This window comes from Salinibacterium xinjiangense (genome assembly GCF_014645015.1).
Classification (GTDB): domain Bacteria; phylum Actinomycetota; class Actinomycetes; order Actinomycetales; family Microbacteriaceae; genus Rhodoglobus; species Rhodoglobus xinjiangensis.
The window spans coordinates 109,390-135,036 of record NZ_BMLC01000005.1; the positions used below are offsets into that span (position 1 = coordinate 109,390).

The following is a 25,647-nucleotide window of genomic DNA, read 5'->3' on the forward strand; positions in this document are numbered from 1 at the left end:
TCGAACGGTATCCCAGACGGCCGTGCCGCCGCGCCTAGAATGACGGGATGACCGACCTCAGCCTGCGGATGCCCAACACGCGACTGCGAGCGGTTCTCAACCTCGGGGTGAAGCACGCGGCATCCTTCCCCCTCCCGACACACCTGTCATCTCCCGAGCTCTATGCCGACTGGGATGATGACGCACAGTTGAGCGACCTGCACGTGGAGTTCGACAGCGGCCAGCTTCATGTCGAAACCACGGGCGGCGGAACCGACCATCACTTCCACACCGGGGCCGGCGAGCACCGCGCTTCGAGCCCGTGGCCCGACGCCGACACCGCAGCCCTGCTGCGGTGGAGCTCGGCTCTGGCCGGTGATCTGCATGCTCTCATGCCGGGCCTGCTCGACGACATCACCCAGGCCGCGGCGTGGCACGATTCAGGCTTCGACCTCTATATCTGCGAGGTGGATGAGCCCGGCCAGCTCGACCTGATCGAAATCGAGGTCGAGGGTGAACTGATGACGCTGCCCTGGCTGGGTGCCGGCACCGTGACTCATGACCACATCGATGGGGAGAATCATCCGATTGCCCTGGCGTGGGGGCCGGGCGAGACCGAAGCCGATCAGCCGATTGCGCAGGCCTGGACCGATGCCGCCACCGGAGTTCCGCGATCCAGGGCCTTGCCAGGTGTCGACTGGGATGTGATCGGCCTTCCCGCGGTCGAGGTACTCCCGTGGCTTGAGGGGATCTACCTCAATCACCACATGATCCCCGATGCTGAAGGCACCCTCCTGAACGCCGTCCTTCGCCGCCTCGGAGGTCTCGACCTGTCCTGAAGCCGGCCGTCAGAACGTCAGAACGTCACTCTCGGCGCGATCACCGCCGTCCTTTGCTCGGAGACGAATAGGAAGATCCTGTTTCCGGCATCCGCCCAGGGAGGAGCAGACTCGGCGAGCATCGAGGCGGATCCGGTTATCGCCGTAGCCACGGATCCTGCAGTTCGGCCCCGCTTCGAGCAAGAATCGGAACGGCGAAGGCAGGCGATAGGCTCGTTGCGACCATTGCCAACGCTGGAGGGCCCGCCGCTATGTTCCCGACCGATCTACCGTCCACAGTAATCATCGTCGGGGCAGTCGTTGTCCTCGCCTTGATCGTGATCATCGTGCTGCTGCGCGGAATAAAGGTGGCGAAGCCTGACGAGGCGATCATCGTGACATCCCGCCAGAAGGCGCTCAGGTTGGGGGAGGCCGAGACCGAGAATGCAGGCCAGAAGGTCGTCTTCGGGTCGCGGGTATTCGTCAAACCCATCATCGAAGCCCACTTCAAACTCAGCCTCCGCAGCCGCCAGCTCAATGTGCAGGCCACGGCCCAGACGCGGGACGCGATCACGATCCGCGTCAACGCCGTCGCCGTCGTCAAGGTCGGCGGCTCCGAGTCGATGGTGCGAGCGGCCGCGCAACGGTTTCTGAACCAGCAGGACCAGATCGAGACATCCACCGAAGAAGTGCTCAGTGGCTCGGTGCGATCGATCGTCGGCCAGCTGACGGTTACCGAGATCATCACCAATCGTTCAGCGCTGCAGGGCCAGGTGCTCGAAGCTGTGCGCGAATCCCTCGACGTGCAGGGACTGACCATCGACACCCTCCAGATTAAGGAGATCGACGACGACAACGGATACATCCGCGACCTCGGTCGAGGTGAGGCAGCGCGCGTGAAGCAGGTTGCCGAGATTGCCGAGTCCGTGTCGCGCCAAGCGTCGGAAGAAGCAAGGATCTCGGCCGACCAGGCCGTCGCCGAATCGCAGCGCAAGCTCGATCTGCGCAACGCCGAAATCCAGAAGGAGACCGACAAAGCTCGGGCCGAAGCGGCGGCGGCAGCTCCGCTCGCCGAAGCCATTGCCCAGCAGGAGGTCGTTGCCCAGCAGGAGGTGACGGCCGGAAAGCGCGTCGGTCTGCGCAAGCAGGAACTCGACGCCGAAATCCGTGCGGTCGCCGATGCTGAAGCGTACGCGATCTCCAAGAAAGCCGAAGCGGATGCGACCGCAGCGGTCGCCGCAGCAAACGCCGACCGCGACTCCCGACGATCGAGTGCCGAGGCGATCGAGGCTGAGGGTGTGGCCGAGCGTAACCGCCGCCGCAGCGCGGCCGAAGCCGTCGAGGCCGAAGGCCTCTCAGAGCGAAGCCGCCGAATCGCGGCCGCCGAAGCACTCCAGGCCGAGGGTGAGGCCGAGGCTGCCTCGATCCGCGCCAGGGGCAACGCCGAGGCCGACGCCACCAAGGCACGTGCTGAGGCTCTCGAGCAGGGTGCCGGTGACCTGCTGCGCCAGCAGATCATCGCCCAGCTTCCCGAGATCGTGCGAGCGGCATCGGAGCCTCTCTCCTCGATCTCGAACATGACGGTGATCTCGTCCGACGGCAAAGGTTCAGAGCAGGTGGGCCAGAACGTGGCAACCCAGCTCACGACGGTGAACCAGATCCTGAAAGACCTGGTCGGCATCGACATCTCCGACATCATCACCGGCCGAATGACGGGCGAGGCGATCGGCAGGGGCGTCGCTGGCTCCCAGCAGGCAGCTCCGAAAGCCGCGGCCCCGAAGTCGGCACCGCCCAGATTCGCGCCGCCGAAATCCTAGAACGCCGCGGTCAGCTGCTGCGTGGGGGAGTGCGAGTCGGGGAAGGCGCAGGATGTTCCTGCTGCACCCTCTCGACGAGCAACTTCCACGGGCCTGTCAGGGACGCCTCCGGCACCCTCGCCGTGCGATGTTTGCGGGGCGCGCGCACGGTGATCAGGTAGACGAAGCGATCACGGGATACCGCATCCGACTGAACGCGACGCCAGGGGCACGCATTCACGAGGTCGAGCAGCTCTCCGGAGTCGTCGAGCGCCGCTGACAACGACCACGTACGGGTGAGCCCGGCGAACCCTCCGGAGCGGGCAACGGTGATCGTGAGTTCAGCGGGCATCCTGATCAGGTGCTTCCGGCGACCTGTGGCGGCAGGGGCGGGATCCCCACGCCAGTCCAACCATCGATGACGGCCGCGACCTCGGCTGACTGTGCGCCGTACCGCTCCAAGGCGGCGGCAACCGTGGCCGCAGCGAACTGTGCGAAATCGGCCCTGGCCGTGAGAGTAGGGCCGTTTATGGCGTCGTACCAGATCTGGCCGGCGTGCTCCCAGGCGTTGCCACCGAGCGACTCGGCGACGAGATAGAACGCCCTGTTCGGGATGCCCGAGTTCAGGTGCACGCCTCCGCCGTCTTCATCCGTCTGGATGTAGTCGTCGAAGTGGGCAGGCTGGGGGTCTTTGCCGAGCACGTCGTCGTCGTATGCGGTGCCGGGTGCCCGTAGTGAGCGCAGGGCAGAACCCTCGACCTCGGCGGTGAAGATGCCTTCGCCGATGAGCCAGGTGGCGTCGGCCACGGTTTGCCCCCTCGAATACTGTTCGACGAGCGCGCCGAAGACGTCGGAGATCGATTCGTTGAGTGCACCGGACTGGTCGCGGTAGACGAGCCCGGCCGTGTACTGGGTCACCCCGTGTGCGAGCTCGTGCCCGATAACCGAGAGTGAGGCGGTGAACCTCGTGAAGATCTCTCCGTCACCGTCGCCGAACACCATGCGTTCGCCATCCCAGAACGCGTTGTCGTACAGGTCTCCGTAGTGGACCGTCGCATCGAGGGGGAGGCCCGCGCCGTCGATGGAATTCCTGCCGTACACCTCCGAGTACAGCGCAAAAGTGGCACCGAGCCCGTCGTATGCCTCGTCTGCGGCGGGGTCACCCGTCGGATCGTTGCCCTCGCGACGCACAGGCGAACCGGGGATTGTCATCGTGCCAGCCGCATCGCTAATGGTGCGATCGGGTGCATCGACCAGGGTCGCGACGAGATCATTATTCTCGTCGAAACCGAGGTCGAAGCGCACCGAGCGGAATCGCTTGTCGTGCTCGAGCGCTACTCGGGCCGCATGAGCAGCCACGGCGTACTTCGCGTCATCGAGTCGGGCTATGCGCCTCAAGAGGTACGGGGGAATGATTCCGTGAGTCATGATTCGAGCATGCCCTGTGCCACCGACGGAGGCTAGTCCTTGCGCTTGCTGGCGGCTTTGTCTTTCTTGTCAGCCCGCTTCTCCTTCAGAGACTTGCTGGCTACAGTCTTGGCTGTGGTTTTCTTCGGTGACTTATCGGCCATGACGTTATCCTCCTGTGAGCCGGGCGGCTCGTCCCCCGAGCGTACCCCGCTCGCGGGGCCAGGTCACGCCTGGCGAATGCGGGCTATGCGCTTGCGGGCGGCATCCTCGCTCGTGGATGACCTACCGAGAACGCGACCAACACCTCGCAACACCACTCCCGTTGCCCAGATCACGGGAAGGCGCGACCGGCGCAAGCCCAGCAGCACGCGGTGCTCCTCGGGCAGCGACGCAACTGCGCCGGCAAACAACACCCGGTACGCGGGCAACATCGATCGTCTGAGCGGGGGATTCCGGATGAACCGCACAGCCTCGCGCACCCGTTCGTCGCTCTTGAGCGCAGGCCGGAAGCCGTCGATCTGCGCTTTCAATTCTGCCCGTGAACGCGGCGGATGCTGCACCCCCACGAGTTCGCCAGCCACCGCCCACTCGCTCACGTACTGGTCAGCGCCCCCGGGGATGGGGTCACCCCATAGTTCGTGGCAGCCGAGGAATGCATCGGTGAAGACCGCATGGACCCAGGTGAGCAGTTCCTGGTCGCCGGCGGTGTACGGGCGTTCGACTCCCTGCGCATCGCTGTACGTCCCGGCAACCCTGTCGTGGTACTTACCGACCCTGGATGACTCGAGCCTCGCCTGCTCGGTGCCCGCGAAAGTCACCGTGATCAGCCACTGGATCGTGCCGGAAAGCCTGCCGAGAGGGTCTTCCTTATATCGGGACCAATCGTGCACCCCTGCCATCGCGCCGGGGTGGAGCGTCTGCATGAGCAGCGCCCTTATCCCGGCCACGAGCGTTCCCATGCCTCCGTGCACGGCCCACGACGCTGAATCGGGGCCGAAGAATCCCTCGTCATCGCCGAGTTCCATCCGGCTCACCCACTGTGGGCGACCCGAGCTCTCACCCGAAAAAGTGGTAAGGAGGTGCGAACGCCAGGAGTCCGAAATTCTGCCCATATCCCGACAGTAACGCGACTCGCTGGGAGCTCAGTCGAGAGGGTCGGACACCCTGCCGCGCAGCTTCTCCATGTCGCGCCGTTCCCGCTTGGTCGGCCGACCGGCCCCACGATCCCGTTGAGGGAGCAATGCCACTTCTTCCGGGGCGGGAAGTGGGGGACTGATATCCGTGAAGGCTTCGACCGCGACGACCGCCCCAACCCGTTTGGACAGGATCTCGCGCACTACCAGGATGCGATCGAATCCCGCGATCCGCACCCTCACCTCGTCACCGGTCTTCACCTGCTGGGCGGCCTTGGCCCGGTCGCCGTTGACCCGGATGTGTCCCGATCGGGTCGCGGCGGTGGCTGCCGACCGGGTCTTGAAGACTCTGACCGCCCAGAGCCAGCTATCGACGCGTGCTGACAGGGTTGCCATCACCGGTGTCCGGTGCTTCCGACCGGGGCCGCGCGGTGGTCACTGGGTTGCAACATCCGTTTTCCACCGCACAAGGCTTCGAACGGTCGCGTTGTCGTCCACGGATAATTGCGCGATGGTGTCATCGGGAACGGAAGGGTTCAGTGCGAGGAATCCGCGCACTCGCATGGAGGAGTCGTCGACGAGAGATCGAAGCACATCACGCGGTGCCGTTTCGTTGCGTGCGACGCAGGCCCGTACTCCTTCGTGTTCATCGGTGACGAGGGTGGTGAACAGGTCGCCCGGCGTGTTGAAGCTGCTCGCGACGCTCTCGCGGATCTTCGGATTCGGGTGCGTCGCCAGCAGTCGAAGCCTGGTGATCTTGCTGTGGGTGACCAGGGGAGCCGGATGCAACTCCTCCGCCTGCTCAGCAGTCAACATCGCCGGCGCCATCGCCTTCATCTGCTTCCGTTGGGCTGGGGTGTTGAACCTGATGCACGACATGTCATGAACGCTAGCCTGTCGACGGCGGAACGGCCGGGCTGCACGACGGGTGGATCGGTGGAGAATTTGCGTCGGAGAGCAGAAATCGACGGGGCGAGCGACACTCGTCATCAGTTACTGTGGTCTAACGGGAGGGCCGCAATGGCTGGAAACGACAATACATTTGACGGCACTGGCGCCCCCGAGGGCGTGACGCCTGACAACGCTGAACTGGGAGAAGCTGTGCCGGAAGAGACTTCAACGCCGCGCGATGATACGACAGTCACGTACGGGAATGAGTTCGCGGCCCAGCTGGCGGCAATGGATGGTTCGACATCCCCCGAAGAGCAGGACGCAATTTCTGCACTGCCATCGGGTTCTGCACTGCTGGTCGTTCGTCGGGGGCCCAATGTCGGCGCGCGCTTCCTGCTCGATGCTGACCTGACCACCGTCGGCCGTCATCCCGAGGCAGACATTTTCCTGGACGACGTGACCGTGTCACGCCGTCATGCGGAGTTCCTGCGCAGCGGCACCGCGTTCAGGGTTAAGGATCTCGGTTCGCTCAACGGCACGTACTTCGACGGCGTTCGTATCGACACCGCTCTCCTCAGCGATGGTGCCGAGGTTCAGGTCGGTAAGTTTCGCCTGACGTTCTACGCATCGCGACTCGACCTTGCACACCTGGCCGGACGGTAGTGGCGGGCACTGCCGCCCAGCCACGGACGTCTGGGAGCCAAAGTCTCCTGAGCATCGGGCAGGTGCTCTCCAAGCTGAGTCCTGAGTTTCCCGATCTCACCCCATCGAAACTTCGCTTCCTCGAGGAGCGCCAGCTCGTCTCTCCCGCACGAACTGAATCCGGCTATCGCAAATTCTCGTCGTCGGACATGGATCGGCTGCGCTTTGTGCTGACGATGCAGCGGGACCACTATCTGCCGCTGAAGATCATCCGGGGGTACCTGACCGAACTGGATGCGGGCCGGTCTCCGGAGTTGCCGGGCGGCGTGATCCCCGGCGCATCGATGCTATCGACTGAACGGAAGTTCAGCCGCGATGAATTGATTCGTGAGGCTGGCGCCAACTCGATGTTGCTGGGGGATGCCATCTCGGCTTCCCTCATTGTGCCAGCCGATCTTTTCGGTGACGATGCGGTCGCGGTGCTGAAGTCGCTCGTGGAATTGCAGCGCTCAGGCATCGAACCGCGGCACCTCAGGGGGTTTCGCGCTGCCGCGGAGCGCGAGCTCGGGCTCATCGAGAATGCGCTGATGCCGGTAGCGAGGCGGAAGGACGCGTCGAGCCGGGCGCGGGCCGCAGAGATGGCGCGCGAGATCGCTGGCCAGCTCGAAATTGTCCGCAGCAGTCTGATCAGATCCGCCCTCACGAGACTCGATTCGTAGTACGTTCGAGTCACCCCCGTTTCGACACGCCTGCCGAATGTCGTCGTCCGAACTGCGGGGCGTGAGTACCTTGGAGTCAGACGGAACGTTAAGTGTCAACTGCAAGATGAATGTTTGTACTCTCCAGCAATAAGGGGCATGTGCCATGAGTGAACTTAGCCGTAGCGAGTCATCCCGCTACGATCTCGGCCTGCTCTTTACCGACGGGATGGTCGAACTCGATTCAGACGCTGGCTACCGTGGTGCGATTGCCGCCCGCGCGGCGGGGATCAGCTACCGCCAGTTGGATTACTGGGCTCGCACCCAGCTCGTCGAACCGACCGTTCGCGGTGCTGCGGGTTCCGGTTCGCAGAGGCTGTACGGATTCCGCGACATCCTCGTGCTCAAGCTCGTCAAGCGACTTCTCGATACCGGGATCTCCCTGCAGCAGATTCGGGTTGCCGTGAACCAGTTGCGTGAATCCGGAATCAGTGACCTCGCCCAGACGACCCTCATGAGCGATGGCGCGAGCGTCTACCTGTGCACCTCGAACGACGAGGTCATCGACCTCGTGAGCCGCGGCCAGGGCGTTTTCGGCATCGCCGTCGGCAAGGTGCTGCGAGAAGTGGAGCACGACCTCGTAGAGCTCGATTCGGTCAAGGGTGAGGACCCGATGGACGAGCTAGCCAAGCGTCGCTCGGTGCGCGCTTCATAGCCCCTGGTGGGCAACTACTGCGTAACGAATATCGTCGTGCCCGAAAGGTCCCAGTTCGTCGTGCCCGACCGGGCTGTCAGCTCCGGAGGTGCGGCGTGGATCTTATAAAGAACTCTCGCGCCCTCACAACCGGCGCCTCAGCGGCAGTTCAGGCGGGATCGTTGGCGTAGTCGCCGATGCGCGCGGTGCGCATCACCCGCTCGAGCAGCTGGTCGAAGTTGCGCGCCATCTCCTGGGCGCTTTCGCCCGGCCATACGTGCAGGGGTTTGGCGGCACCCTGGGCCTGCTGCAGCGACGTACGCTCAGGAAGTTGCGGGCTCAGCACCAGCGGCCCGAACATGTCGCGCAGCTCCTTGATCCTGAACTGGTGCTCCAGAGACTGCGAGCGAAGCCTGTTGACGATGATTCCGAGGGGCTGGAGCCGCGGTGACAGTCCGCGCCGGATCTCCTCGATAGCCCGCAGGGCACGGTCAGCCGCGGCGACGGAAAACAATCCCGGTTCGGTCACGATGGTGACCCTGTCGCTGGCAGCCCACGCGGTGCGCGTGAGGGCGTTGAGAGAGGGCGCGCAGTCGATGAGCACGAGATCGTAGTCGGCTTCGACATGGGCGAGCGCCTCTTCGAGTTTCCAGATGTCGCGGATGCTCGGATGCGGCCCATCGAAGTTGATCGCAGACGGGGAACCGATGAGCACGTCCACCGTTCCCGGGCGACCCTTCGTCCACCCACTCGGGGCGATCGCCGCTCGGACGATCTTCTCCTTCGGGGATGCGAGGACATCGGCGATGTTCAGATGCCCGCCCACCTCGATATCCATACCTGTGGACACATCGGACTGAGGGTCGAGATCGACGACGAGGGTTCGAACGCCACGGGCGAATGCGGCTGAAGCGAGCCCAAGCGTCACGGTGGTCTTTCCCACGCCCCCTTTGAGGGAGCTGACGCTGAGTACATGCACGAGTAACGACGATACCTTCACTACTGTTGAAGAACCTAAAACAAGGCCGTTTTTATGGCATCTGCTTGGGCAATTGCCAGCGTTGTCCTCCCATAGGCTGGGCAACGTCAGGAAAGGACCGGATGTTCACGAAGATTCTCGTAGCGAATCGCGGCGAAATTGCGATCCGCGCCATGCGCGCAGCATTCGAACTGGGAGCCAGGACGGTGGCGGTGTTCCCCTGGGAAGATCGAAACTCGATGCACCGGCTCAAAGCCGATGAGGCGTACCAGATCGGCGAGAAGGGTCACCCGGTTCGGGCCTACCTCGACGTGAGCGAGATCATCAGGGTCGCCAGGGAGTGCGGGGCAGACGCGATCTACCCCGGCTATGGATTCCTCTCGGAGAATCCGGACCTGGCCCAGGCTGCCGCTGAAGCCGGAATCACGTTCATCGGGCCACAGACGAGCGTGCTCCAAATGGCTGGTAACAAGGTCACGGCCAAGGAGCACGCGATAGCCGCGGGTGTCCCCGTGCTCAAGTCGACTCCGGCGTCGAAGAACCTCGACGAATTGCTGGCTGGCGCCGACGCGATCGGCTTCCCGATCTTCGCCAAGGCGGTCGCCGGCGGTGGCGGTCGCGGCATGCGCCGTGTCGAATCGAAGGATGCCCTCCGTGGCGCTCTCGAGGAGGCTATGCGGGAGGCCGACAGCGCCTTCGGTGACCCGACCATGTTCCTCGAGCAGGCCGTTGTACGCCCGCGTCACATCGAGGTGCAGATCCTCGCAGATTCACAGGGCAACACCGTGCACCTGTTCGAGCGCGACTGCTCCGTGCAGCGCCGTCACCAGAAGGTGATCGAGATCGCTCCTGCGCCGAACCTGGACGAGAACACCCGCCAGGCTATGTACCGCGACGCGATAGCGTTCGCGAAGTCGATCAACTACGCCAATGCCGGGACCGTCGAATTCCTGCTCGACACAGCGGGGGAGCGCAAGGGCCAGCATTTCTTCATCGAGATGAACCCGCGTATCCAGGTGGAGCACACCGTGACGGAGGAAGTCACCGACGTCGACCTGGTGCAGTCCCAGATGCGCATCGCCGCCGGTGAGACTCTCGCCGACCTCGGGCTCGAACAGAAAGACCTTCGACTGCGTGGCGCCGCGCTGCAGTGCCGCATCACGACCGAAGATCCCGCGGCCGGTTTCCGGCCGGACACCGGCAAGATCACGACCTACCGTTCGCCCGGCGGCGCGGGCATCCGTCTCGACGGTGGCACGGTCGCCGCCGGCGCTCAGGTCTCGGCACATTTCGATTCCATGTTGGTAAAGATGACCTGCCGTGGTCGCGATTTCACCGCAGCTGTCACCCGCGCGCGTCGAGGGCTCGCCGAGTTCCGGCTGCGCGGTGTCACCACCAATATCCCGTTCCTGCAGGCGGTGCTCGACGATCCGGACTTCATCGCGGGCGATCTCAGCACGTCGTTCATCGAGGAGCGACCGTGGCTCGTGCGGGGGCGCCAGTCGAAAGACCGCGGAACGCGCATCCTGAACTGGCTCGCCGATGTCACGGTCAACCAACCGAACGGAAACGGTGACGGTCTCATCGACCCGAAGCTGAAACTTCCGAACGTCGATCTCGACGCACCAGCGCCAGCCGGTTCGCGCCAGAGGCTGCTCGAGCTGGGCCCTGTCGGATTCGCGAGTGCGCTTCGGGCCCAGTCGCCGCTCGCCGTGACGGACACCACCTTCCGCGACGCCCACCAGTCGCTTCTCGCGACGAGGGTGCGTACGCGCGACCTTGCGGCGGTGCTCCCACACGTCGCCCGGCTCACTCCCGGGCTGCTGTCGGTGGAGGCCTGGGGTGGCGCGACCTACGATGTCGCCCTCCGGTTCCTCGGGGAAGATCCGTGGGAGCGCCTGTCGACCATGCGAGAGGCTCTTCCCAACATCGCGATCCAAATGCTGCTTCGTGGTCGTAATACGGTCGGTTATACGCCGTACCCCACCGAGGTCACCGACGCGTTCGTGAATGAGGCGGCGGCCAGCGGCGTCGATATCTTCAGGATCTTCGATGCGCTTAACGATGTCGACCAGATGCGGCCGGCGATCGATGCCGTGCTCCAGACCGGCACGGGCGTCGCCGAAGTTGCCATGTGCTACACGGGTGACCTGCTCGACCCCGCGGAGTCGCTCTACACGCTCAGCTACTACCTGCGCCTCGCAGACAAGATGGTTGCCGCGGGAGCGCACATCCTCGCCGTCAAAGATATGGCGGGGCTGTTGCGAGCGGATGCCGCGTTCCGGTTGGTCACAGCACTGCGCGAGCGCTTCGACCTCCCTGTGCATGTACACACTCACGACACCGCCGGTGGGCAGCTCGCGACCCTGCTCGCGGCGTCCCGCGCCGGAGCGGACGCCGTCGACGTGGCGAGCGCCCCGATGGCCGGAACCACCAGCCAGCCCTCGGCGTCGGCTCTCGTCGCTGCTCTCGCTCACACCGAACGGGACACGGGGCTCTCCTTGCAGGCGGTATCCGACCTCGAACCGTACTGGGAGGCGGTACGGCACGTGTACAGGCCGTTCGAGTCCGGATTGTCGGGTCCGACCGGTCGTGTCTACAAGCACGAGATCCCCGGTGGCCAGCTCTCGAATCTTCGCCAGCAGGCAATCGCGCTCGGGCTCGCAGACCACTTCGAAAAGATCGAAGACCTCTATGCGGCGGCCAATCGCATGCTCGGGCGACCGCCCAAGGTCACGCCGTCATCCAAGGTCGTGGGTGATCTCGCCCTGGCCCTCGCGGCCGCGGATGCCGATCCGGATGACTTCGAGCAGAATCCTGACAAATACGATATTCCGGATTCGGTGATCGGATTCATGGCTGGCGAACTCGGCGAACTCCCCGGCGGATGGCCAGAGCCGTTCCGTTCAAAAGTCCTGAAGGGCCGCACCGTGAAGATCGGTGTCGAGCCGATCAGCGCTGAAGACCAGGCAGCCCTCGACGGTGACTCGCTCGGACGACGCGCTGCATTGAATCGGCTGCTGTTCGCGGGTCCGGCAAAGATTTTCGAACAGGGTCGCGAGACCTATGGCGACCTGTCGGTGCTCGATACCGTCGATTACCTCTACGGGCTGCACCCCGGCACAGAGCACGTCATGGAGATCGAGAAGGGTGTCAGCCTGTACATCGGGCTCGAGGCGATAGGCGAAGCCGACGAGAAGGGCATGCGCACCGTGATGACCACTCTCAACGGTCAACTGAGGCCTGTCTTCGTGCGCGATACGAGCATCAAGGTCGACATAAAGTCGGCCGAAAAAGCCGACACGGGCACGCCGGGACAGGTCGCCGCACCCTTCTCGGGGGTTGTCACGCTGCAGGTCGCCGAAGGCGACATCGTCGAGGCCGGTCAGGCCGTGGCATCCATCGAGGCCATGAAGATGGAAGCAGCGATCACCACCAGCGTCGGCGGCCGAGTCGCGAGGCTTGCCGTTCCGACGACGCAGCAGGTGGACGCTGGCGACCTGCTGGTGGTCATCGAATAGTCGGGGTGGACGACTTCCGTCCACAGCCACGAAGCTCGAGGAAAAAACCGACGCGTGAACCGGTAAAGTTGAGTGTTTGCACCGAAAGGGAACGACCTTGCCTAACAGTCGCACCACGAATGACGACACTGCTGACGCAGAGCCAGAGGAGACCGCTGCGTCGTCCGAAGCAGCAGGGTCGGAGGACACAGCTGGGTCGTCCGAAGAAGCAGGGTCGGAGGACACCGCTGCGTCGTCCGAAGCAGCAGGGTCGACCGACGTTGACGCAACGGGCTCGGCGGACGACATGGGTTCTGAGCCGGATCGGGCATACGGCGACGATGCCGACCAGCGGGACGAGCCCGAGCCCGAGCCGCTCTCGGACCTGGCGCTCATCGAGCCGACTACCGAGAGAATGACGTTCACGGTGGCCCTGCCGGTGCAGGTGCACGTCACCCCCGACGACGAGGCAGCAATTTCGATCTCCGACATAGCTATCAACCCCGATTACATGGATGTCACCGGACCGGCCACCACGACCGTGACGATGTCGTCCGAACAGGCCATGACAGTGCCTGAGGTAGTGGAGGAAGAAGAGGTCATCATCCCCGCCCTGCCAGCGCCGGATGATGTCTACACCCGTCGCGGCCGCCAGCGGGGCGAGGTATCGACGGCCCCCGAACCGTCAACCATGCTGACCGCCGACCGGCTGATTTCCAACGGTAAGCGCAATCGCAAACCTGAACCAGAGGGCTTCTGGCAGCAGGTGGTCTACCAGGTCACATTCCACGCAGTTAATATCGGCGATTCCTATGCCGTGCGCAATCGCAAATCCATCGACGCCCGCATCGTCAAGAACTTCGAGGGCGGTACAAGATTCGTGGCCGTCCTGACTCGCAAGGGTGGAGTGGGCAAGACGACGATCTCGGCGCTTCTGGGGATGGCCTTGGCCGACGTGCGCGAAGACAGGGTCATCGCTATCGACGCGAACCCCGACCGAGGTACCCTCGCCGAGCGCATCACGCGCAATACCAGGGCTACCGTGCGAGACGTGATCACGCGGGCTCGTTCGGTGGGCACCTTCAGCGAGTTCCAGACCCTCATCTCCCGCGACGAGACCCGCATGGACGTGCTGGCGTCAGACGCAGACCCCACGATCTCCGAGGCCTTCGACGAGGATGATTACAACGTGGTCGCTGACATCGCCGAGCGCTTTTATTCGATTGCCGTTACCGACTGCGGCACCGGGATGCTCCATTCCGCTATGAGTGCGACGCTGCAGCGTGCAGACTCCGTGATCGTCGTCTCCGGCGGCAGTGTCGACGAGGCGAGGCTCGCCTCTGAGACCCTCACCTGGCTCGAATCCAACGGGTACCCAGACCTCGTCAGGAACGCCGTTGTCGCCCTCAACACGGCCACACACGGCACCAACCTGGTGAAGCTCGAAGAGATCGAGGCACACTTCCAGTCGAGGGTGCGCGCGATTGCCCGCATTCCGTATGACCGGTCACTCGCGACCGGGTCGGTGATCAGGTACCACTCGCTCAGGCCCAACACGCGTAATGCAGCTCGGGAGTTAGCTGCCATCGTCGTCGACGGTCTCAGCGAGTACCGGGCATCCTGAACCGATGACGGTACGTGACATTCGAGTATTCGGCGACCCTGTTTTGCGGTCGGCCTGTGATCCGATCAGGATCGGCGACCCCAGGGCCGCCCTGCTGGTCGACGACCTGCTGGAGACGGTGCGCCTTCCCGGGCGGGCGGGAGTAGCAGCAAACCAGATCGGTGTCGGCCTGAGGGCTTTCAGCTACAACATCGATGGCGAGGTCGGCTACATCATCAACCCACAGCTCGTCGAAACCTCCGGCGATGCCGAACTGGTCGATGAGGGTTGTCTTTCTGTGCCCGGTTTCTACTTCCCGCGACTCAGATTCCCGTCCGCTCGCGTGACAGGCGTCGACCTGGCTGGAAATTCCGTCGAACTCAGCGGTGAGGGTCTCATGGCACAGGTCCTCCAGCATGAGACGGATCACCTCGATGGCCACCTTTTCATCGAGGGCCTGGAGCCGGGAGCAAAGAAAGAGGCCATGCGGTTGATCCGCATGGCCCCCTGGTACTGATTTTTCGGCCGCTACTGGCTCATCGAGATGCCCTCGGTGGCGGGGGCGCCAGCACCGGAGTACATCCCTTCGATTGAGTCAGCGAAATCTTTCAGGATCACGTTGCGCTTGATGCTCATCTTCGGAGTGAGGTGCCCACTCTCCTCAGTGAGCTGGACATCGAGAATGAGGAACTTGCGGATGGATTCGGCTCGGGAGACCTGCGAGTTCGACGCATCGACCGCCGACTGGACCTCGGCGATGACCCTGGGGTTGCTCGCAGCCTCGGCGATCGTCATCGTCGCATCCAGTCCGTTGTTGTTGAGCCAGACCGGAAGCATCTCATCGTCGAGCGTGATGAGAGCAGCAATGAACGGTTTCTGGTCACCCACGACGATGACCTGGCTGATGATCGGATTGGCCCGGATCGGGTCCTCGAGCACTGCTGGTGCGACCTTCTTGCCACCGGCTGTGGCGATGATCTCTTTTTTGCGGCCCGTGATCTCGAGGTATCCATCGTCATCGATGACTCCGATGTCGCCAGTGCGGAACCACTCGCCGTCGAAGGCCTCCGCCGTGGCAGCCTCGTTGTTCCAGTAGCCTGCGAAAACGTCGACGCCTTTCGCCTGGATCTCACCGTCGTCGGCGATGCGCACAGACACACCCGGCAGTGGGGGGCCGACCTTGCCGATCTTGAAATTGGATGCGAGGTTGACGGAAATGGGAGCGGTGGTCTCGGTGAGGCCGTATCCCTCGAGGATGGTCATCCCCAGACTGCGATAGAAGTGACCGAGTCGGAGCCCCAGCGGAGCCGAACCCGAAACTGCGTACACGACGCGACCGCCCAGAGCCGCGCGGATTTTACTCAGGACGAGTCTGTCGAGCACCGCGAACTGGAGCTTCAGGCCGAGCGGAACGCTGCCAGCATCGACGGCCTTGGAGTGCGCAATTGCGACCTGAGCGGCTTTGCGGAAGATCTTGCCCTTACCGCCGCTCTCGGCTTTCTGCTCAGACGAGTTGTAGACCTTCTCGAACACCCGGGGTACGGCGAGCAGGAAGGTTGGTTTGAACGAGGCCATGGAGGGCAGCAACTGCTTCGTGTCGGCCTGGTGGCCCACCTTCACGCCGCCGTGCACCGACAGCACAGCAATGAACCTGGCGAACACATGAGCCATGGTGATGAACAGCAGGGTGCTCGATTCCGGGTTCACGACCTCGGGAATGGCCAGGGTTGAGTTGCGGCACGTTTCAACGAAGTTGGAATGGGTCAGGATGCACCCCTTGGGCTTGCCTGTCGTCCCCGAGGTGTAGATGAGGGTGGCGAGGTCTGAACCGTTGGCGAGGTTGCGTCGACGCTCGATCTCCTCGCTTGAGACACCGGCACCGGATGCGGCGAGCTTGGCGAGGTCGCCGGTATCGATCATCCAGGTGTGAGCGACAGCGGGAACATCGGCATGGATCTCGTCGAATCGGGCGAAGTGGTCTGCCGTCTCCGTGATCATTCCGACTGCCCCGGAATCCGTCAGGTTCCAGAGGATCTGGCTCGGCGCAGACGTGTCGTAGATCGGCACGAGCACGGCACCGGCGAACCACACGGCGAAGTCGATCAGACTCCACTCGTAGCTGGTCCTGCACATGATGCCGATGCGGTCGCCGGGCTCGATGCCAGCGGCGACGAGCCCTTTCGATAAGGCCGTCACCTGAGAGAGGAACTCGGCAGCAGTGATGTCCGACCAGCCCCCCTCTGCGGTGGGGATCGAGAACAACGCCCGATCGGGAGTCGCTCTGACCCTCTCGATGAGCAGGTCAGTGGCGTTCGCTGACGGGTCGGCTTCAACTAGGGCGGGAACGTCGAACTGTTTCACGGCATCTCCTTTGGCACCGGGCGGGGCTTTGAAAGCCCAGTCTACGTGGCGATCTGCGGGCAGCACATGAAATCGGAGCCGCGCCAGAGAGCGGTCAAGCGGCGATAGCCATCCCGTGGGTAAACTCAGCGACCGTGCATGCCATAGGAATCGACATCGGTGGAACCAAGATCGCGGGCGCCGTGGTGACAGAGGCAGGGATCATTCTTGCCGAGGAGCGGATCGCCACCAACGCCGGCGACTCGGAGGCGATAATCGATGCAGTGGTCGACATGGTGCATAGCCTCGCGGCACAACACGAGATTGCCGCGGTCGGCGTCGCCGCACCGGGATTCATCGACGTCGAAGAGTCGATTGTCTACTACACGCCCAACATCAACTGGCGCAATGAGCCGCTGCGTGATCGGTTGAATGCGCGACTGTCGCTGCCGGTAACCATCGACAATGATGCGAATGCCGCCGGTTGGGCGGAGTATCGTTTCGGGGCCGGACGCTCCGTCGGCGACATGACTATGCTCACCATCGGCACTGGGGTCGGCGGCGCCATCGTGACACGCGGAGGGCTCTTTCGTGGGGGCTTCGGCACAGGAGCGGAGCTCGGCCACATGCGCGTCGTCCCGGACGGCCTGCCCTGCGGTTGTGGCGCGCGAGGATGCATCGAGCAGTACGGCTCGGGTCGGGCCCTCCTGAGAATGGCCAACGAAATCGCTGATGTTGGGGGGATCGGACTCGGCCTGGCCGATGCCAGACGGGTAGCAGGCGCCCTCGACGGAACTATTGTCGGAACGCTCATCGCGGCGGGCGACGCCGGAGCGCTTCGGGCGCTGGAACAGCTGGGGCACTGGCTCGGCCAGGCCTGTGCGTCACTCAGCGCGATCCTTGACCCTGAGGTGTTCGTGTTCGGAGGGGGAGTGTCGGTTGCGGGCGACCTGCTGCTGAATCCGATCCGCGACTCGTACCGGGAGAACCTGCCCGCACGCGGCTATCATCCAGAGCCCGCCTTCATGATCGCCGAGCTCGTCAACGACGCCGGCGTTGTGGGAGCGGCAGACCTCGCACGACGTCGCCTGCTCGGCTGACGGGTCGACTCTCGGTCGCTGCCCGGCGGCATTAGAGTGGAGGCTCCCCAGTGAAGAGGTTGTGCGATGTTCTACTGGTTCATGAAGAACCTGGTGGCTGGCCCGCTAATCAAGACAGTGTTCAGGCCGTGGATCGTCGGGCTCGAGAACATTCCGAAGACCGGGGGAGTGATCCTCGCGAGTAACCACCTCTCGGTGATCGATTCGATATTTCTGCCTCTCCTGATCGACCGCCGCATCTACTTCCTCGCCAAGAGTGACTACTTCACCGGCAAGGGACTCAAGAACTGGGCGACCAAACACTTTCTGCTCGGCACAGGAATGCTGCCGATCGACCGCTCCGGCGGCAAGGCATCAGAGGCATCGCTCAACATGGGTCTCGCCGTCATCGCGAAAGGGAACGTTCTCGGGATCTACCCCGAAGGCACCCGCAGCCCTGACGGCAAGATGTACCGCGGTCGCACCGGTGTGGCCCGCATGATCCTCGAAGGGCACGTGCCGGTCGTGCCTGTTGCCATGATCGACACAGAAAAGGTCATGCCGGTCGGAAGCACCTTGCCCAAGGTGCGCAGGATCGGCGTCGTCTTCGGTGAGCCGCTCGACTTCTCCCGGTTCGAGGGCATGGAGAGCGACAGGTTCATCCTCCGCTCGATCACCGACGAGATCATGTACGAACTCAGTCGGATCAGCGGGCAGGAATATGTCGACGTCTACGCCAGTTCGGTCAAAGAGAAGAAGGCATCCCGGAGCCGATAGGCTTTGCGGGGCTTCGGCCCCAGTCCGTTCTCGATTCGCCAGTAACCGTCACAGCTAAGGAACCATCCCGTGGTCGACCCGTCCGAACCCATAGTGCTCGCAGATCCAGACGTGATCGCCGGACTCGACTACTGGCGGACACTGCCCATCAAGCAGCAGCCGAGCTGGCCGAATCCGGATGCTGTGGGAGCAGCATCAGCGAAGATCGCCAGCCTGCCGCCGCTTGTCTTCGCGGGCGAGGTCGATGTTCTGCGCGAGCGGCTCGCCAAGGCGGCCCAGGGCGACGCCTTCCTGCTGCAGGGTGGGGACTGCGCCGAGACGTTCGCCGGCGCCACAGCCCAAAACATCAGGGACAGGGTCAAGACGATTCTGCAGATGGCCGTTGTGCTCACGTACGGCGCATCCAAGCCGATCGTGAAAATGGGCCGTATGGCTGGCCAGTTCGCCAAGCCGCGCTCCAGCGACACGGAGACCAGGGGCGAGGTGACCCTGCCTGCATACCGGGGAGACATCGTCAACGGCTTCGACTTCACTCCGGAATCGCGGGAGGCGGACCCTGCCCGACTCATCGAGGGCTACCACACTGCGGCATCCACCCTCAATCTGGTGCGCGCTTTCACACAGGGCGGTTTCGCTGACCTTCGCCAGGTGCACTCCTGGAACAAGGGGTTCGCGCAGAATCCGGCCAATCACGCTTACGAGAAGGTCGCCGGCGAGATCGACAGGGCCATCAAGTTCATGGAGGCAGCAGGTGCTGACTTCGACGAACTGAAGCGGGTCGAGTTCTACTCCAGCCACGAGGGGCTGCTGATGGACTACGAGCGCCCCATGACGCGAATCGACTCGCGTACGGGAACGCCATACAACACGAGTGCGCACTTCCTGTGGATCGGTGAGCGCACCCGCAACCTCGATGGCGCCCACGTCGACTACTTCTCCCGCGTTCGCAATCCGATCGGAGTCAAGCTCGGCCCGTCGACCAGTGCCGACGACATGGAACGTTTGATCGACAAGCTCGACCCGAACCGCGAACCCGGCAGGCTGACCTTCATCACGCGCATGGGTGCCGGGAAGGTTCGTGACGCCCTCCCGCCACTTCTCGAAGCGATCAAGTCGATGGATGCCACGCCACTCTGGGTCTCGGACCCGATGCACGGCAACGGGCTCACCACACCGAACGGCTATAAGACTCGTCGCTTCGACGATGTCGTCGACGAGGTTAAAGGGTTCTTCGCTGCGCACAGTGCAGCGGGAACCTACCCCGGCGGTATCCACATCGAGCTCACCGGTGACGATGTCACTGAGTGTCTTGGCGGTTCCGAGCAGATCGACGAGGCAACCCTCGCGACCCGCTACGAATCACTGTGTGACCCGCGGCTCAATCACATGCAGTCGCTCGAACTCGCGTTCCTGGTGGCTGAGGAGCTCACCGCCTTCTAGGCTTCGAATCCTACTCAGGCGCTGAAGCTGATCTTCAGAGTGCTCCCCTTGGGGGCGAGCGTCCCGCCCCCGGGGCTCAACGCTGACACCCTGAATGAGCCGGGCAGCAGGTCGGCGACCCCGTTGTACTGCAGGTCAAATCCTGCGTCGACGAGGCGTTGCTTGGCGTCGGCCCATGACTCGCCGACCACATCCGGAATCTCGACCTGCTCGACGCCCTTCGACGTGATCAGGTCGACGATGTCGCCCACCCGCACGATCTCGGCTCCGGCGATGGGCACGGCGCGGATAACCGAACCCTGCGGGATCGTGTCGCTGTCTTCGTCCTCGCGAACCTCACCAGAGCTCAGGCCAACTTCCTCGAGGGCTGCGGTTGCCTCGTCGACGGTAAGGCCCGAGACGTCGGGAATGGCACCAGCCGAAACGATGAGAGTCACGGGCTGGCGTTCAAAGTACTGGGCGACCCCGGTCAGGCTGGTTCCGTCCGTGGCCAGAGCATCGATCACGATGCCCTGCTCTATGGAGCCATCGAACTGCCGGATGATGTTCTCGTCGAGAGTGAAGCGGGCCGCGGCGATTGCTGCCTTCGCGTCGTCTTCGGTCATACCGGCGAACGCCGGAACGTCGAGCAATTGGGGCCCGGTGGATATCAGCAACTGCACGACTCCACCCCGATTGATACTGGAGCCACCAGCCGGATCTGTTGCTGCGACTGCGCCTGCGGCAACCACGGGATCACTGATCTGACCGTTCTCGGGGTTCACTTCCAGGCCGAGCGCGGTGAGCTCCGCTGTCGCGGCTTCCGTCGTGGTACCGGCGAGATCGGAGGGAATGGTGACAGACGAGCCAGGACCGAATCCGAAATACCACCCGGCAGTGCCTGCTGCGGCAACGAGGAGCAGGATGAGGATCACAATGAGCGGCGTACGGCTGCGGCGCTTCTTTTCGGTGAGGGCCAGGGCCGTTGTCGCATCAGGGGTAGCCGCCCTCAGTAGAGCGGACTGGGAATGCACGGAGGTCGGTGCCAGCGGAAGGCGTCCGCGCTGGCCGATGACCTGGGTTTCTGCCGTGGGATCCTGCGCCGCCGCCGTCGGCATGACCATGGTGCGCTGCACGGAGGTCGCGGCAGTTGACGGAAGCGCCGTCATCAGGTCGCTGTGCACCTCGTACAGGCGATCGAGCATCGCTCTGGCATCCCGGGGGCGATCATCCGGTTCGCGTGAGGTCGCCCACAACACCAATTCGTCGAGTTCTGCCGGGACTTTCGCATTCTTGCGGCTGGGAGCCGGAACTGAATCGTTGGCGTGCTGGTAGGCGATCTGCATGGGTTGTTCGCCCTTGAACGGCTGTTCGCCGGTCAACATCTCGTACATCATGATGCCGATGGCGTAGATATCGCTGCGTGCATCAGCGACGCCCCTCGTCACCAACTCCGGGGAGAGATATGCGATCGTGCCGAGGAGTGCAGCGCCAGTAGCAGTATTGGCTGATGCCGCGCGCGCCAACCCGAAGTCACCGATCTTGATGCGCCCGTCGTCAGCGAGCAGCACGTTCTCGGGCTTGAGGTCACGGTGCACGATTCCGGCCTTGTGGGCGGCGGCAAGGCCCGCGAGCACGGCCTCGAGGATGTCGAGAGTCTGCTCGGTCGTCAACAGCTTGTGCTCGGTCAGGAGATCGCGGAGGGTGATCCCCGGCAGGTATTCCATGACCAGGTAGGCCATATCGCTGTCCTGCCCCTGGTCGAAGACGTTGACGACATTCGGATGAGCCAGGCGAGCGGCAGACCTCGCCTCCTGGATGAAACGCTCTTTGAACTTGCTGTCGTCGGCAAGGTGGCCGTGCATGACCTTGATCGCCACGCGTCGTTCGAGGCGGAGGTCTGTCGCCAGGTAGACGGTTGCCATGCCCCCGCGCGCTATCCGGGACCGGATTTGGTATCTACCGTCGAGAAGGCGACCAATCATCGGGTCGGTGCTGTTGACGGTCACCACACGAGTCTAAAGTTCGAGCCTGAACGTCGGTGCTCCTGACACGGCTTGGCGCCGGATCAGCCAGACAATCCGCACGGGTAACCGGTGCATGGGGAACGGTTCAGGCGGGAACGCTGGATCAGCCGAGTTCCGAATACCAGGCCTGCGCCGAAGCTTCCCACTTCGCGTATGCGTCGGGAAATGCGGAGATCTGCACGGACTGTGCTGCGACAGTGAGTGGCATCGACTGCCAGTCGGCGATATCCAGCAGGCCCTTGGTTCGTCCGATATTGGGATTGGATGCGCCCCCGTAGAAGAGCCTGGCGGAGTAGGCCGGCGTCGTCAGTTGATCGACCGAACCCCATCCGGCGCTCGGTCGCTGCTGGAACAGTCCGACGGAGTCGCGATCACCCCAGGTGAGGTTGCGCAGGGTCGATTCCTGCATAGCAGCGGCAAGAGCGATCACGATGCCCTCGCTCGGGACACCCAGTTCGTGACCGACGTGAACGATGACGGAAGCGTTGGCACGCATTTCCTCGTTCATGATGGTCACGCTCGAGCCGGTCGAGGCAGTGCTGATGGTCGTGGGTGCCGCTAGCGACCCCGGCAGGTCGAGCGATTCGCCGGAGAAGATGAGGCTGGATGCCTGCAGTCCGTTCGCATCGAGAAGCGCCTGTTGGCTGAAACCCAGTGTCGCGGCGATCCCCGCGATCGTGTCGCCGGAAACGATGGTGTACGAATGCCCGGAGGCGAGCGGCGTCGCATTCGACGCGAGGTCGACGGCAAGGGCTGGTTCACTCGCCGGTGTGGGAACCAGCATGGTCGGAATGGTCAGCGTCTGGTCGGGGAAGATGAGACTGGATGCTCCCAGGCCGTTCGCGCTAAGCACGGTGGCGGTCGAGACGCCGAATCTCGCGGCGATCGCGCTGATCGTGTCGCCGGCGACGATCGTGTACCTGACCGTCGGTGAGACCTCGACGACTGCTTCGGCGACCGGGGCCGGGACGACGAGGTTTCCCAGTGTGAGCACCTGGCCGGGGAAGATGAGTGACGACCAGCCGAGTCCGTTGAGTGCGAGGACTGATGCTGTCGAAAGGCCGTTTGCGCCTGCGATGCTGCTGATGGTGTCGCCGGCGGCCACGGTGTACGAGATCGGTGCCGGATCAGTGGCGGTGCGAACGAGTGTTGCCGCGGTCGACTTGATCGCGGAATTCGCCGCAGCCATCGCCTCCCGAATCGTCTTGCCGAGTTCCATCGCGGCACCGCGGGTCTTGAGAACGGGTCTTGCATCAGCAGCATCGACGGGCCCGGTGAGGTTGAGGGTCATAGCCGCCATGGACCCGACGAGCAGGACTGAACCGGTCGTTAGTGCTGTCTGCGCAACTGCTCTTCGACGGGCCTGGCTTCGCCCGGCAGGCGAGCGCGGTGCTGGCGTCACCTGGGTGTGGCTGGTGGGTGTGAGCCCCGCGAAGACAAGTCGAGCGACGTTGTCGTTGGAGTTCGGATGGGTTGCCATTGTGGTGTCTCCGCCTCTCGCCCCCGTGAATGTGCTCGCCGTTTTCGGGTGGCATTTTTTACCACGGTGGCACAGGTGGTAACCGGTGTCAACCAATGTGACTGGTGTGACACCAATTTACCCGCTCGAAACATAGCGTTTAGAGGTGTCAAACCGGTAATTCGAGCGGTCTCGTGGCAGGCTTGGAGAGTGACCGAAACACCCGATGTGCAGTGGCTGACCATTCCCGACCTGACCGACATGCTCGGTCTCAAAGTAAGCCAGGTTCGCCGCCTGATCGAGGACCGTGCGCTGCTTGCCAGCCGGATCGAGGGTGAATGGAAGGTCCCCGCCGCCTTCATCGTCGAAGGGGAGCCACTCGGGGAGTTGAAGGGAACGCTTATCGTGCTCGGCGACAGCGGCTTCAGCGATGAAGAGTCACTGAGGTGGCTGTTGAACACCGACGACAGCCTCGGCGTCAGCCCGATCCAGGCGCTGACGGCTGGTCGCAAGGCCGAAGTTCGTCGTGTGGCGCAGGCCCTCGGCTTCTGAGTGTCAGCGCGGATCAGCGCGTAACGGCCTCCTCAGGCCACGCGCTGCGTGACTGTGTCCGCCAGATCGAGTAGTTGAGCACGAGCTGACGTGGCAAGCGGCGCATCCTGGATGGCCGCTCTGGCCAGGCCGACATTGTGTTCGATGATGCGCTCGACATGGTCGACGGCCCCGCAGTCGACCATGGCAGACCGGATCATCTCCACCTGACGTACATCCAGCTCCGGATCGCCGAGTAGGTCGTCCACGACGTTTCGAAGGTGAATGGGAAGCTTTGTCCGCGCGAGAGCAACAAGCACAGTGCGCTTGCCTTCACGCAGGTCGTCCCCGGCCGGCTTTCCCGTGACCGTGGGATCCCCAAAGACGCCCAGCATGTCGTCGCGCAGCTGGTAGGCGACCCCGAGCGGGAGCCCGAAGGCTCGAAGCGCGGCGACCTGAGCCGAGGAAGCGCCCCCGAGTGCTGCACCTATCGCGAGTGGAGCCTCGACGCTGTACTTGGCAGACTTATAGACGATCACCCTGTGAGCCCGGGGAAGCGCCTCGGCTTCCGGATAGGTAGCCCACGCGTTCTCCTCCAGGATGTCGAGATACTGCCCCGCGGTCACCTCGGTGCGCATGGTGGCGAATTCGGTGCGGCCAGCGGCTCCGGCCGCTCGATCGTCGAGCATCGATGTGCCGCGATCGAATAGTTCATCGCTCCAGCCCAGGAGCAGGTCGCCGAGCAGCAGTCCCGATGAGCGACCGAAGGCGGCGGCATCCCCCCTGAAGCCACCGTCGCGATGGATCGACTCGAATCTTCGATGAGCTGACGGGGCGCCGCGGCGTGTGTCTGAGTTGTCCATGATGTCGTCGTGCACGAGCGCGGCCGCGTGAAAGACCTCGAGGGCAGACGCCGCGAGCACGATTCCCGGCAGGACAGCCTCGGTCGTGGAGCGGGCGAGCGGATCGAATTCATCGACCGCCGAAGTCACGGATTGCCATCCCCAGTAGCAGAACAGGGCCCGAAACCTCTTCCCACCAGACAGGAACGACAGAGTCACATCCGTGAATTGCCCGAGTTCTGGCGCGATCGCCGCCAGTTCCACGGTGCGTTCGGATACAAACTCGTCGATTCTCAGTTGAACAAGGTCAACTAACCGCGTACTCTCAGCCACCCGTCTAGCCTAGCCATCACGGCGGGCGTACTATTGACTCACCTGCGTTTAGTGGATTTCACGCGCAGATCCCGAGAAATGAGGGGCCAGGATGCCACTTTCCGAGCAGGAGCAGCGTCTCCTTGAGGAGATGGAGCGCAGTCTCTACCAAAATGATGCCGACTTCGTCGCCACCGTCAATCCCAACCGGGGCAAGACCAACTACCGGGTCCTCGTCATCGGTGTGCTGATCGGTGTCGCAGGTGTGGCCACGCTTGTCGCCGGAGTAATCGTTCGACAGCCCATCATCGGGATACTGGGATTTGCCGTGATGTTCGCTGGCGTTCTCCTTATTTTTGCTCCGCCGCGCCGTGGTTCGGCGCAGATGCCACCAGCCCCCCCGACAGCGCCGAAGTCTCGCGGCGGCTCGACAAGCTTCATGTCGAATCTCAATGACCGTTGGGATAAACGCCAGGACGGCCGCGAGTAGTTTCGCGACCTCTCGGGTCGAGAGCAGAGTAGGAACAGGGTCAGCCTTCGGGCTGGCCCTTTTTTGTACCCAAAGGGACTTCTATTCGAGCATGGAGCTAGATTTTCCTCCACTTTTGATTCACCTGTATTTGCGGGAAATATTCGATATTTATCGTCCTGATTTGGTTGTTTTATGGAGTTTGTGGAGCAAAGTGGAGTAAAGTGGAGTAAACCTGAATCCGGGCCG

24 protein-coding genes are annotated in these 25,647 nt (G+C 63.4%); 13 read left to right on the plus strand and 11 right to left on the minus strand.

Features of this window, described 5'->3' with window-relative positions:
• Nucleotides 1-47 precede the first annotated feature (47 nt).
• A complete protein-coding gene (locus IEW81_RS13740) occupies nt 48-818 on the plus strand; it encodes a hypothetical protein (protein ID WP_097061066.1) in 771 nt (256 codons plus the stop codon).
• Between the two features lie 17 nt (nt 819-835).
• On the opposite strand, the gene IEW81_RS14660 is transcribed toward IEW81_RS13740, so the two are convergent.
• On the minus strand, nt 836-970 hold the full coding sequence (locus tag IEW81_RS14660) for a hypothetical protein (RefSeq protein ID WP_268236675.1): 135 nt from the start codon (nt 968-970) through the stop codon (nt 836-838).
• 99 nt (nt 971-1,069) lie between these two features.
• Between IEW81_RS14660 and IEW81_RS13745 the strand changes: the two genes are divergently transcribed.
• Nucleotides 1,070-2,614, plus strand: coding sequence for a flotillin family protein (locus IEW81_RS13745; protein WP_097061065.1), 1,545 nt, complete (start codon nt 1,070-1,072; stop codon nt 2,612-2,614).
• 10 nt (nt 2,615-2,624) lie between these two features.
• Here IEW81_RS13745 and IEW81_RS13750 read toward each other — a convergent pair whose 3' ends face one another.
• From IEW81_RS13750 to IEW81_RS13770, 5 genes are all read right to left on the minus strand, one after another.
• Nucleotides 2,625-2,945: a protealysin inhibitor emfourin gene (locus IEW81_RS13750; protein ID WP_097061064.1), complete on the minus strand. Its 321-nt coding sequence runs from the start codon at nt 2,943-2,945 to the stop codon at nt 2,625-2,627.
• A gap of 5 nt (nt 2,946-2,950) precedes the next feature.
• The gene (locus IEW81_RS13755; RefSeq protein ID WP_097061063.1) at nt 2,951-4,021 is read right to left on the minus strand and encodes a M4 family metallopeptidase; all 1,071 of its coding nucleotides are present in this window, start codon (nt 4,019-4,021) and stop codon (nt 2,951-2,953) included.
• Nucleotides 4,022-4,227: 206 nt separating this feature from the next.
• Nucleotides 4,228-5,115 (minus strand): oxygenase MpaB family protein, encoded by an 888-nt coding sequence (locus IEW81_RS13760; RefSeq protein ID WP_097061062.1) that lies wholly within the window; start codon nt 5,113-5,115, stop codon nt 4,228-4,230.
• 30 nt (nt 5,116-5,145) lie between these two features.
• The gene (locus IEW81_RS13765; protein ID WP_097061061.1) at nt 5,146-5,532 is read right to left on the minus strand and encodes an RNA-binding S4 domain-containing protein; all 387 of its coding nucleotides are present in this window, start codon (nt 5,530-5,532) and stop codon (nt 5,146-5,148) included.
• A 39-nt stretch (nt 5,533-5,571) separates the two neighbouring features.
• Nucleotides 5,572-6,015, minus strand: a complete 444-nt coding sequence (locus tag IEW81_RS13770) for a hypothetical protein (RefSeq protein ID WP_097061060.1) — start codon at nt 6,013-6,015, stop codon at nt 5,572-5,574.
• A gap of 141 nt (nt 6,016-6,156) precedes the next feature.
• Between IEW81_RS13770 and IEW81_RS13775 the strand changes: the two genes are divergently transcribed.
• From IEW81_RS13775 to IEW81_RS13785, 3 genes are all read left to right on the plus strand, one after another.
• A complete protein-coding gene (locus IEW81_RS13775) occupies nt 6,157-6,690 on the plus strand; it encodes an FHA domain-containing protein (protein ID WP_097061059.1) in 534 nt (177 codons plus the stop codon).
• Nucleotides 6,690-7,388, plus strand: a complete 699-nt coding sequence (gene ftsR, locus IEW81_RS13780; RefSeq protein WP_097061058.1) for a transcriptional regulator FtsR — start codon at nt 6,690-6,692, stop codon at nt 7,386-7,388. The genes IEW81_RS13775 and ftsR overlap by 1 nt, the downstream gene beginning before the upstream one ends.
• 145 nt (nt 7,389-7,533) lie before the next feature.
• Nucleotides 7,534-8,082: a MerR family transcriptional regulator gene (locus tag IEW81_RS13785; protein WP_097061057.1), complete on the plus strand. Its 549-nt coding sequence runs from the start codon at nt 7,534-7,536 to the stop codon at nt 8,080-8,082.
• A gap of 148 nt (nt 8,083-8,230) precedes the next feature.
• Here IEW81_RS13785 and IEW81_RS13790 read toward each other — a convergent pair whose 3' ends face one another.
• Nucleotides 8,231-9,040 carry a ParA family protein gene (locus IEW81_RS13790; protein WP_097061463.1) on the minus strand — a complete coding sequence of 270 codons (810 nt, stop codon included), beginning with the start codon at nt 9,038-9,040 and terminating at the stop codon, nt 8,231-8,233.
• 122 nt (nt 9,041-9,162) lie between these two features.
• Here IEW81_RS13790 and IEW81_RS13795 point away from each other — a divergent pair, with 122 nt between their 5' ends.
• The 3 genes from IEW81_RS13795 (at nt 9,163) to IEW81_RS13805 (ending at nt 14,660) form a co-directional block, all read left to right on the plus strand.
• The gene (locus IEW81_RS13795; protein WP_097061056.1) at nt 9,163-12,561 is read left to right on the plus strand and encodes a pyruvate carboxylase; all 3,399 of its coding nucleotides are present in this window, start codon (nt 9,163-9,165) and stop codon (nt 12,559-12,561) included.
• A gap of 97 nt (nt 12,562-12,658) precedes the next feature.
• Nucleotides 12,659-14,164 carry a MinD/ParA family ATP-binding protein gene (locus IEW81_RS13800; protein WP_229671415.1) on the plus strand — a complete coding sequence of 502 codons (1,506 nt, stop codon included), beginning with the start codon at nt 12,659-12,661 and terminating at the stop codon, nt 14,162-14,164.
• A 4-nt stretch (nt 14,165-14,168) separates the two neighbouring features.
• On the plus strand, nt 14,169-14,660 hold the full coding sequence (locus IEW81_RS13805) for a peptide deformylase (RefSeq protein WP_097061055.1): 492 nt from the start codon (nt 14,169-14,171) through the stop codon (nt 14,658-14,660).
• 11 nt (nt 14,661-14,671) lie between these two features.
• Here the strand turns inward: IEW81_RS13805 and IEW81_RS13810 are convergent, their stop codons facing one another.
• Nucleotides 14,672-16,504: an AMP-dependent synthetase/ligase gene (locus tag IEW81_RS13810; RefSeq protein ID WP_097061461.1), complete on the minus strand. Its 1,833-nt coding sequence runs from the start codon at nt 16,502-16,504 to the stop codon at nt 14,672-14,674.
• 134 nt (nt 16,505-16,638) lie between these two features.
• Between IEW81_RS13810 and IEW81_RS13815 the strand changes: the two genes are divergently transcribed.
• The 3 genes from IEW81_RS13815 to IEW81_RS13825 all read left to right on the plus strand — a co-directional run bounded on the left by IEW81_RS13815 (nt 16,639) and on the right by IEW81_RS13825 (nt 19,779).
• The gene (locus IEW81_RS13815) at nt 16,639-17,583 is read left to right on the plus strand and encodes an ROK family glucokinase (protein WP_097061054.1); all 945 of its coding nucleotides are present in this window, start codon (nt 16,639-16,641) and stop codon (nt 17,581-17,583) included.
• A 66-nt stretch (nt 17,584-17,649) separates the two neighbouring features.
• Entirely contained in the window at nt 17,650-18,339 is a 690-nt protein-coding gene (locus IEW81_RS13820) for a lysophospholipid acyltransferase family protein (protein ID WP_097061053.1), read from the plus strand.
• Between the two features lie 69 nt (nt 18,340-18,408).
• Nucleotides 18,409-19,779 carry a class II 3-deoxy-7-phosphoheptulonate synthase gene (locus IEW81_RS13825; RefSeq protein WP_097061052.1) on the plus strand — a complete coding sequence of 457 codons (1,371 nt, stop codon included), beginning with the start codon at nt 18,409-18,411 and terminating at the stop codon, nt 19,777-19,779.
• Nucleotides 19,780-19,793: 14 nt separating this feature from the next.
• Here IEW81_RS13825 and pknB read toward each other — a convergent pair whose 3' ends face one another.
• Both pknB and IEW81_RS13835 read right to left on the minus strand, forming a co-directional pair.
• A complete protein-coding gene (gene pknB, locus IEW81_RS13830) occupies nt 19,794-21,767 on the minus strand; it encodes a Stk1 family PASTA domain-containing Ser/Thr kinase (RefSeq protein ID WP_097061460.1) in 1,974 nt (657 codons plus the stop codon).
• A 121-nt stretch (nt 21,768-21,888) separates the two neighbouring features.
• Nucleotides 21,889-23,265 (minus strand): LysM peptidoglycan-binding domain-containing protein, encoded by a 1,377-nt coding sequence (locus tag IEW81_RS13835; RefSeq protein WP_097061051.1) that lies wholly within the window; start codon nt 23,263-23,265, stop codon nt 21,889-21,891.
• 189 nt (nt 23,266-23,454) lie between these two features.
• On the opposite strand from IEW81_RS13835, the gene IEW81_RS13840 reads away from it, so the two are divergent.
• The gene (locus IEW81_RS13840; protein ID WP_097061050.1) at nt 23,455-23,796 is read left to right on the plus strand and encodes an Rv2175c family DNA-binding protein; all 342 of its coding nucleotides are present in this window, start codon (nt 23,455-23,457) and stop codon (nt 23,794-23,796) included.
• A 32-nt stretch (nt 23,797-23,828) separates the two neighbouring features.
• Here the strand turns inward: IEW81_RS13840 and IEW81_RS13845 are convergent, their stop codons facing one another.
• Entirely contained in the window at nt 23,829-24,950 is a 1,122-nt protein-coding gene (locus IEW81_RS13845; RefSeq protein WP_097061049.1) for a polyprenyl synthetase family protein, read from the minus strand.
• A gap of 91 nt (nt 24,951-25,041) precedes the next feature.
• On the opposite strand from IEW81_RS13845, the gene IEW81_RS13850 reads away from it, so the two are divergent.
• On the plus strand, nt 25,042-25,419 hold the full coding sequence (locus tag IEW81_RS13850; protein WP_097061048.1) for an SCO2097 family morphological protein: 378 nt from the start codon (nt 25,042-25,044) through the stop codon (nt 25,417-25,419).
• Nucleotides 25,420-25,647: the final 228 nt, after the last annotated feature.